Below are 8,233 nucleotides of genomic sequence, written 5' to 3' on the forward strand. Positions count from 1 at the left end.
CGGCAAGGGGCCGGCCGCGCGCATGTTGGCGAATACGGGGGCAGGAATGAGTTGCTGCTCGACAGCACGATAGCGTCGGCTTCCCTCGACCCACATGTCGCCGGCGCGAAGCCGGTCGCGAAGCTCGACCAGCACGCACAATTCATAGATCCTGCGATCGGGAATGCCGGTGCCGATCGCCCGACGCCAAGCTTGCCGGATGAAGCCGACTGGCGTGCCTGCAGGCAATTTGCGCAGATGACCAAAATGAAGGTCGCGCATGATCGCGACCGCTCGCGCGAGCGCATGGCAGGCTGGCACCGCCCCGAATGTGAACGAGGCGATGAACGAGGGACCGACCTGTCGGAGGACGGGGTAATTGGTCGCGGCGACCGCGACGGGATCGACCGAATCGGGGCGGATCAGCTTGCGGGCTTCATCGACCTCGCGGCCGAGATCATTCCATCCGATCGCTGCCTCGACCGCAGCGCCGATATCGCCACCTGATATCTTGGCGGCGAGCAAGGCAGCGCCGAGTTGGGCAAGCAGCCGGATTTTGCCGTTGATGGTGCGCCGGTTGGGAGGTGTCAGTCTGATGCGAAACGCTCTCCGTTGGTCTGACGCCCCCTTACCCGCGCTGCATCTTAGGCCATGAGGTTTTGCCACTCGGCCAGTGCGGCCGAGCGGCGAAGCTTGTAGGTCTGTCGGTCGACGAGATGACGTTCCTGGTTAAAGTGGTTGTAGATTGAGCCATGTACCGAGGCGAATTTTTGGAGCGACTTCATCTGGCGGAATCGCTGCATCGTCCGTTCTCGTCGGCGGAATGGCAGGTGTGAGTTTTCCACTCTGTTGTTCGCGTGTCGACCGACTTCGCGGCGTGCCTCGTTGCCCAGTTCGCGCATCGCGGCAGGATAGGATTTGAGGCCATCGGTGACGATAGCCTCGGCCTGGCCATGGCGTTTCAAAGCCTTGCGCATGAAGCGCAAAGCCGCCGCTTTATCGCGGGTTTTGGTGACATAGCTTTCCAGCACCTCGCCTTCGTGATCCACTGCGCGCCACAGGTAGTGCATCTCGCCGTTGATCTTTACGTAGACCTCATCGAGGTGCCACCGCCAGTGGCGGAAGCCCCGCATGCGGCTGACCCGCTGGCGCCTGATGTCTGCCGCGAACAGCGGCCCGAACCGGTTCCACCAGAGCCGCACCGTTTCATGGCAGATATCGATCCCACGCTCGAACAGGAGATCTTCCACGTTCCGCAAGCTCAGCGGAAACCTGACATACAGCATTACCACCAACCGGATGACCTCCGGCGAGGAGTGAAAGTACCGGAACGGATTAGCGGGTTTGCGAGGGCGAGGCATGACCGCACTCTAACCACCGCGATCTTCCACCGCTAGCGGTGCAATCCCTTTGACAGTGCCCTGCCTTCATCACGTCTGCCTCGACATAGCTTGTCGCGTCATCGGCCAACAGCTCGACCTCTTCCAAGAGCCGAAGCACTTCACGCAGGCGTGGCAGGGCGTTCGGATCAGGCGTGCCGAGCAACGCCATGGCCTCTTGATGCTTGCACTTGGCCAGCGTCAGCATCTGGCTGATGTGTTCAACAGCAGCATCCGGCAGGTCTGAATCGGCTGTATCCATGCCCCCTATTACCGCATCCTCTCCATCGGAATACCATCGCTATTAAATGGCGATATCGAGACAGGCACGGAATGGGCGAAGCCAATATTAGAAATTTAATGATACCCCAGGAAAACCAAGGGTTCCGATGTGAGAGAACTTCGGATTGGGGTCCCGCATCCTCCGCCATTTCCTGCCGGTGGAAAATTGATCTTCATTAAAGCTTATGCTTACGCGCCGTGCTAGGGTCGCAGTCTGATCATCGGAGGTGGTGATGTCTGTCGATACCGATGCCCGTTATTTGTTTCGTCGAGCCAGGGAAGAAGCTGCAAAAGCCGATGCCGCCGCCAGGCGTAAAGGATCGCCGCAGGAAATCGCGGCTCATCGGGAATTGGCGCTGCGATACAAGGTGAGGGCATTGTCCATTTCCTGTCCCGAGCAGGTTCTGCATGATGCCATGGAACGGGATCAGGGTGCTGCGGACGCCCATCTGGGCAAGACCCGGCATTGAGCGTCGGCACAACTTTTTCCCGCATATTTGATTGAGATGGAAAAAAACGCTTCTGGACAGACGGCCAGGAGCGCTGCTTGCCTGTTGTCGGGCATTCAAATCACCGTCTCCCTGGCTGGAGGCGGATTTTCTGGCAATCTATCCGACGATAGGGTCTCCAGCTTTCCGTAGCGTAAACTCGAACAGAGTAGCGTAAACTCGAACAAAGCTGCCTGATAGGGCAAAAAGCCCAATTGAAACGCGCCTCTGCATCATGACATCTCGCGCAAAGCAGGACAGCAGAAAGATGGACGACAGCAATATGAGCGCTGATTTGATGGCGGCGGACGACGCACAGCGCTGGCCGCAGCGATCGCCTCTGGAGACGGGTCCTTTTGGACGCTGCCCGCGCTGCGGCGAGGGGCATATTTTCCGGGGTTTCCTGACAGTCAGGGACCATTGCGAAGTCTGCGGTCTCAGTTACGATTTCGCTGATCCTGCCGACGGGCCGGCGGTTTTCGTTCAGCTCTTTGCCTGCGTGCCGGGAGTGATTTTCATTGTGATGCTGGAAATTCTGGTCCGGCCCGGCCTTTGGGTGCATCTGGCCGTCGGAATCCCCGTGCTGATCCTGACGGCAGTGCTGCCGCTCAGGCCGATCAAAGGATGGCTGATCGCCGCGCAATATGTGAACAAGGCGCAGGAAGCCGGGACCGCCCGCCTATGGGCGCAGCTTCACGACGGCCGCCCCCCCGAATAGACGGGCCCGCATGACCGGGTAAAGACGGCGCGCTTAGCTGAGCGCGCCGTGGCAGTGCTTATATTTCTGGCCCGAACCGCAGGGGCAAAGCGCGTTGCGGCTGATATCCAGATTGGCGAACTCGCCCGGCTGCGCATTTCCAACCGGCGGTCGCGGAATGGTGGTGGTGATGCCAAGTTGGCTGCCGTCGATATCCGCGCTGTTATCCTCGCCCGAGAAAGGGTCGATGTGCGTGGTGATGAAGTCGGGCAGCACCGGCAGGTCGAATTCAGGAAGCGGTTCCTCCATCCGGAACTGAACGCGCGCGATCGACCCGGTCACATCCTCCCGGATATTGCCCAGCATCCGCTCGAACAGGGCGAAAGCTTCCTGTTTATATTCGTTGATCGGCGTCTTTTGCGCATAGGCGCGCAAATGCACGACCTGACGGAGCGCATCGAGCGTCGACAGATGCTCCTTCCAGTGATGGTCCAGGCTCTGAAGCAGGATCGACTTCTCGATCATGTGCCAGTTTTCGGGGTCGAGTTCCTTGACCTTCTCGGCCACGGCGCCGTCGGCCAGCGCGACCAGCCGCTCCTCGATCATCTCCGGATCGACATGATCCTCGGCCAGCCATGCGTCGAAATCGGGTTCGAGGTTCAATATCTCGGCCGTCCGGATCTTCAGGCGTTCCATATCCCATTGCTCGGGATAGGTGCCCGGCGGGCACGATGCGCCGACCAGATCGTTGACGGTTTCACGCCTCATGTCGGTGACGACGTCGTCCACCGTCTCGGCGTCCATGATGTCAGCGCGCTGTTCGTAGATCACCTTGCGCTGGTCGTTCATGACGTCGTCATATTCGACGACCTGCTTGCGAATGTCGTAGTTGCGCGCCTCGACCTTCTTCTGGGCGGTCTCGATCGCCTTGCTGAGCCATTTCGACGGAGGCAGGGCCTCGCCATCCTCCAGGTTCGAGCGGATCATCTTGGCGAACATCGTGTCCGGGCCGAAGATGCGCATCAGATCGTCGTCGAGACTCAAATAGAAGCGCGACAGGCCGGGGTCGCCCTGACGGCCTGAGCGGCCGCGCAGCTGGTTGTCGATACGGCGGCTTTCATGGCGCTCCGTTGCCAGCACGAACAGACCGCCGGCGGCAAGCACTTCGGCCTTTTCCGCCTCAATCTCGGCCTCAATGCGGGCGATGGCGGCTTCGCGCTCAGGCCCTTCGGGCATATCGCGCAATTCGTCCTCGACGCGCATTTCAAGGTTGCCGCCGAGCTTGATGTCGGTACCGCGACCTGCCATGTTCGTGGCGATCGTCACGGCGCCCTTGCGACCTGCCTGCGCCACGATATGCGCTTCGCTCTCATGGAAGCGGGCGTTGAGGACGGCGTGCTTCACCCCTTCCTGGTTCAGGAATTCGGACAGCATTTCCGACTTTTCGATCGATACCGTGCCGACCAGCACGGGCTGGCCCTTTTCCTGATGTTCGCGGATGGTCCGCGCGATGCCCCGGAACTTGTCTTCCAGATTCTTGTAGAAGCTGTCTTCCTCGTCGATGCGTTGCACCGGCCGGTTGGTCGGGATCGTGACGACGTTCATCTTGTAGATTTCGTAGAATTCGGTCGCCTCGGTCGCGGCCGTGCCGGTCATACCGCCCAGCTTGGGATACATGCGGAAATAATTCTGGAAGGTGATGGAGGCGAGCGTCTGGTTTTCCGGCTCGATGTTCACCGCTTCCTTGGCTTCCACCGCCTGATGCAGGCCATCCGACCAGCGGCGCCCGTCCATCATGCGGCCGGTAAACTCGTCGATGATGATGACCTTGCCGTCCTTGACGATGTAATCGATGTCGCGGCGGAACATGACATTCGCGCGCAGCGCCTGGTTGACGTGATGGACGACGGCGGTGTTCTCGAAATCATAGAGGTTGGCGCCCTGAAGCAGCCCTGCCTCTTCCAGCATCCGCTCGATTTTCTCGGTGCCGTCCTCGGTCAGGGTGACAGTGCGCTGCTTCTCGTCCTTCTCGTAATCGCTGTCGTCGAGCCGCTTCACGATGCTGTCGACGGCGACATAAAGCTCCGACTTGTCGTCGGTCGGGCCGGATATGATCAGCGGCGTGCGCGCCTCGTCGATCAGGATCGAGTCCACCTCGTCGACGATCGCGAAATTGAAGGGCCGCTGCACCATTGATGCGCGGTCGTACTTCATATTATCACGGAGATAATCGAAGCCGAGTTCATTGTTGGTCGCATAGGTGATGTCGGCGTTATAGGCCTCGCGACGCTGATCTTCCGACAGGTTCGGCACGATCACGCCGGTGGTCAGCCCCAGGAAGCGATAGACCTGCCCCATCCATTCGCAGTCGCGACTGGCCAGATAATCGTTCACGGTGACGACGTGAACGCCCTTCCCCTCCAGCGCGTTGAGATAGGTTGCCAGCGTCGCCACCAGCGTCTTGCCCTCACCGGTGCGCATTTCGGCGATTTCGCCACGATGGAGGACGATGCCGCCGACCATCTGGACATCGTAATGGCGCTGTCCAAGGGTCCGCTTGGCGGCCTCGCGGACGGTCGCAAAGGCTTCGGGCAGCAGGTCGTCCAGCGTTTCGCCCTGAGCCAGACGCTCACGGAATCGAACGGTTTGCGCCGTCAGCTCTTCATCGCTCATCGCCGAAATGGCGGGTTCGAAAGAGGCGATGCGTTCGACGGTCTTGCCCAGCGACTTTACATAGCGGTCGTTGGATGAGCCGAAAATGGACTTGGCGAGTGCGCCGAACATGCAAGTTCCTGACAAAAGGGGAGCGCGTGACCGTAGGCAACGCGCACAGACATGCGCGGCGATTTAGGGACCGCACAGCCTTTAGTCAATCAGAGCAAAGCAGTGGTGAAGCGGTCATGAATGACGGCCAGCGCCATTTTCTTTTGTCCAAGCCCGGACGAAGCGGATATTGGCGGAGCGCGGCGTCCTATGGCAAATCCTCCGGAAAATGAAAGGTGAGTGACGTGAATTCCGGCCCATCCAGCGCAAAGTTGCGTGGCGCGACTTTCATCATGCTTCCCGCGCTGGCGGTCATCGCGGCAACATGGTTTGCGCTTGCGGCGCTCGCGACGCCCTTCGACCATGATGAAAGCCAGTATATCGCCGGAGCCTATTTCAGCGCGCATATGCTGATTTTTCGGGACTTCCTCTATCTCCAGCCGCCGCTGCACGCCTGGACCTTCGCGCCGCTGGTCTGGCTTTTCCCTTCGCACATGGTGGTCGCGATGCGGCTGGCGACGGGGGGCGCCGCCGCCGCCGCCGTCCTGCTGCTCTGGGCGTCCCAGCGCGTGGCGGGCATATCGCGCGGCAGCGCGCTGATCGCAACGCTGGCGATAACGGGGACGGCCGCTTTCCAGTTCACCGGCAGCGTGGTGCGCAATGACATGCTGCCCACCCTGCTCGTCGCGACAGGAATGTTGGCGTTGCTTCAGGCGTTGCGGCGGGAGCGGCAGATCTGGTTTCTCTTCGCCGGGGCATGTTTCGGACTGGCCATCGCGTCCAAGCTCAACTTCATCCCGATCGGCGTCGCAGCCGGGCTGTTTCTTCTGCTGAAGATGCGGCATGACAGGATCGGCTCCGCGCTGCGGTTCGCCACAGGGGGACTGGCTGGCGCGACGCCGATGATACTGGCCTGGGCGATCTCGCCCGAGGCCTTCATCTATGGCGTCGTCAGCTTCGCCGCCACCGGTCCGTTCCAATGGTATGCGGCCAACGGCGCGGCCCATGAACTGTCGATTTTGGAAAAGCTGGGCGACCTCCTCAAATATTTGTGGCGGGGTCCGGCTCTGGTCGGCCTGCTGCTGCTGGCGGGACAGGCGTGGATGGAGCGCCGACGGGAACGCTCGCAGGAAAAGGCGCTGGCGCTTTGGCTGATCGCCGGCGGTCTGATTGGCGCAGCGTTGCCGACGCCGTCTCAGGTGCAATATGTCATGCCATTGCTCCCGCCTCTGGCGCTTGGCATGGGCTTGCTGCTGGATGATGTGGGCCGCTGGAGACATGGAGCGAGAGCCGCCGTCGCCGCGCTGCTTGGCATTTCCGCGCTGTTCGGAAGCCTGCCTGCCATACGTCATGTCCGGACGATGGTCCGGAATGGATCCCCTATGCTGGCCGCCTCCGCCGACGCCCGGTGGGCGGGCGCGCAGGTTCGTTCCCTGACGGGCGATGACAAGGTCGCCAGCCTGTCTCCGCAATATCTGGCCGATAGCGGATTGGCGATCGACCGTCGCTTTGCTGCCGGGCCTTTCGTCTATCGGACGGGATGGACGCTGGACGAATCGCAGGCGCGCAGGCTCCATGTCATGACGCCGGCCTTGCTGGCCGACATGGACCGTGAGCCGCCCGCGGCCATTCTCGCCGGATATGAAATGGGCATCCGCAAGCTGCCCCTACGCCCGGACGACAGCCTGATTGCCTATGCCAGGGCGCGGGGCTATCGCATGATCATCATGCCGGACGGTGTTGGCCGCCTCTATGTGCGGAGCATGCCGCCAGCGGATTGACGGGACGCGCGATTTCCATCATCCCGCGCCGATGATCACGCGTTCTCCCCTCGCCCCCGCATCCTTTCCGCTCCTGCCGCCCATCGCCGGCGTCACGCTGAGGATCGCGTGCGCGCGATACAAGAATTGGGATCGTTGCGACCTCACTTACGTCGAGCTGGATGAAGGCACGGCGGTCGCGGGCGTGACTACGCAGAGCAAATGCCCCTCCCCCGAGGTTGAATGGTGTCGTGACGCCATTCCGCTCGGTTCGGCGCGGGCGCTGGTGGTCAATGCGGGCAACGCCAATGCCTTTACCGGACATCGCGGCCGGGCGGCGGTGGAGGCCATTGCCGCCAAGGTCGCCAATCATCTGTCCTGCAAGCCTTCGGACATATTCATTTCCTCGACCGGCGTGATCGGCGTTCCCCTGCCGATCGAAAAGGCAGAGGCCGGGCTGGAAGCGGCCTTTGGCGCGGAGACCTGCGATTGGGAAGATGCCGCCAAGACCATCGGCACGACCGATACCTATGCCAAGGGCGCGCATGTTTCCGCCATGATCGGCGGCAAGCGGGTGGAACTGGCCGGAATCATCAAAGGCTCCGGCATGATCGCGCCCGACATGGCGACGATGCTGGGCTATATTTTTACCGATGCCGCTATCGATCCCCGGCTGCTCCAGCAAATGCTGTCTGCCGCCAACAGGCGGAGCTTTTCCTGCATCACGGTCGACAGCGATACGTCGACAAGCGACACGGTGCTGGCCTTCGCGACCGGCAGGGCCGGCAATGCGCCGCTCATGTCAATGGACGACGCGGGGGCTGATGCCTTTGCGGCCGCGCTGGGCGACCTTTGCCGCCAGTTGGCGCATCTCGTGGTGCGCGA

Annotated in this window: 7 protein-coding genes and 1 pseudogene; 4 read left to right on the forward strand and 4 right to left on the reverse strand. The window is 61.3% G+C overall.

Annotated elements, in window-relative coordinates; genetic code table 11:
* The 3 genes and pseudogenes from ACFC3J_RS17270 to ACFC3J_RS17280 form a co-directional block, all read right to left on the reverse strand.
* Window positions 1-558 (reverse strand): annotated as a pseudogene (locus ACFC3J_RS17270) (Tn3 family transposase); the annotation flags it as partial.
* Between the two features lie 65 nt (window positions 559-623).
* Complete coding sequence (locus ACFC3J_RS17275; protein ID WP_374614269.1) at window positions 624-1,340, reverse strand: IS6 family transposase; 717 nt, start codon at window positions 1,338-1,340, stop codon at window positions 624-626.
* Window positions 1,315-1,620, reverse strand: coding sequence for a hypothetical protein (locus tag ACFC3J_RS17280; protein ID WP_375197342.1), 306 nt, complete (start codon window positions 1,618-1,620; stop codon window positions 1,315-1,317). The genes ACFC3J_RS17275 and ACFC3J_RS17280 overlap by 26 nt, the downstream gene beginning before the upstream one ends.
* Window positions 1,621-1,873: 253 nt before the next feature.
* Between ACFC3J_RS17280 and ACFC3J_RS17285 the strand changes: the two genes are divergently transcribed.
* Complete coding sequence (locus ACFC3J_RS17285) at window positions 1,874-2,110, forward strand: hypothetical protein (RefSeq protein ID WP_375197343.1); 237 nt, start codon at window positions 1,874-1,876, stop codon at window positions 2,108-2,110.
* 301 nt (window positions 2,111-2,411) lie between these two features.
* Window positions 2,412-2,846: a DUF983 domain-containing protein gene (locus ACFC3J_RS17290; RefSeq protein ID WP_375197344.1), complete on the forward strand. Its 435-nt coding sequence runs from the start codon at window positions 2,412-2,414 to the stop codon at window positions 2,844-2,846.
* A gap of 33 nt (window positions 2,847-2,879) precedes the next feature.
* Here ACFC3J_RS17290 and secA read toward each other — a convergent pair whose 3' ends face one another.
* Window positions 2,880-5,609 (reverse strand): preprotein translocase subunit SecA, encoded by a 2,730-nt coding sequence (gene secA / locus ACFC3J_RS17295; protein WP_375197345.1) that lies wholly within the window; start codon window positions 5,607-5,609, stop codon window positions 2,880-2,882.
* 215 nt (window positions 5,610-5,824) lie between these two features.
* On the opposite strand from secA, the gene ACFC3J_RS17300 reads away from it, so the two are divergent.
* Both ACFC3J_RS17300 and ACFC3J_RS17305 read left to right on the forward strand, forming a co-directional pair.
* On the forward strand, window positions 5,825-7,369 hold the full coding sequence (locus tag ACFC3J_RS17300; RefSeq protein WP_375197346.1) for an ArnT family glycosyltransferase: 1,545 nt from the start codon (window positions 5,825-5,827) through the stop codon (window positions 7,367-7,369).
* A 31-nt stretch (window positions 7,370-7,400) separates the two neighbouring features.
* A partial coding sequence (locus ACFC3J_RS17305; protein WP_375197347.1) for a bifunctional ornithine acetyltransferase/N-acetylglutamate synthase occupies window positions 7,401-8,233 on the forward strand: 833 nt, incomplete at its 3' end.

The organism is Sphingobium sp., assembly GCF_041987595.1.
GTDB lineage: Bacteria > Pseudomonadota > Alphaproteobacteria > Sphingomonadales > Sphingomonadaceae > Sphingobium.

What these genes read in the sequence shown, in the direction of transcription:
- ACFC3J_RS17280 (WP_375197342.1), bottom strand. Translation starts at nt 1,620, where the DNA reads ATGGATACAGCCGATTCAGACCTGCCGGATGCTGCTGTTGAACACATC.
- ACFC3J_RS17275 (WP_374614269.1), bottom strand. Translation starts at nt 1,340, where the DNA reads ATGCCTCGCCCTCGCAAACCCGCTAATCCGTTCCGGTACTTTCACTCC.
- ACFC3J_RS17285 (WP_375197343.1), top strand. Translation starts at nt 1,874, where the DNA reads ATGTCTGTCGATACCGATGCCCGTTATTTGTTTCGTCGAGCCAGGGAA.
- secA (WP_375197345.1), bottom strand. Translation starts at nt 5,609, where the DNA reads ATGTTCGGCGCACTCGCCAAGTCCATTTTCGGCTCATCCAACGACCGC.
- ACFC3J_RS17290 (WP_375197344.1), top strand. Translation starts at nt 2,412, where the DNA reads ATGAGCGCTGATTTGATGGCGGCGGACGACGCACAGCGCTGGCCGCAG.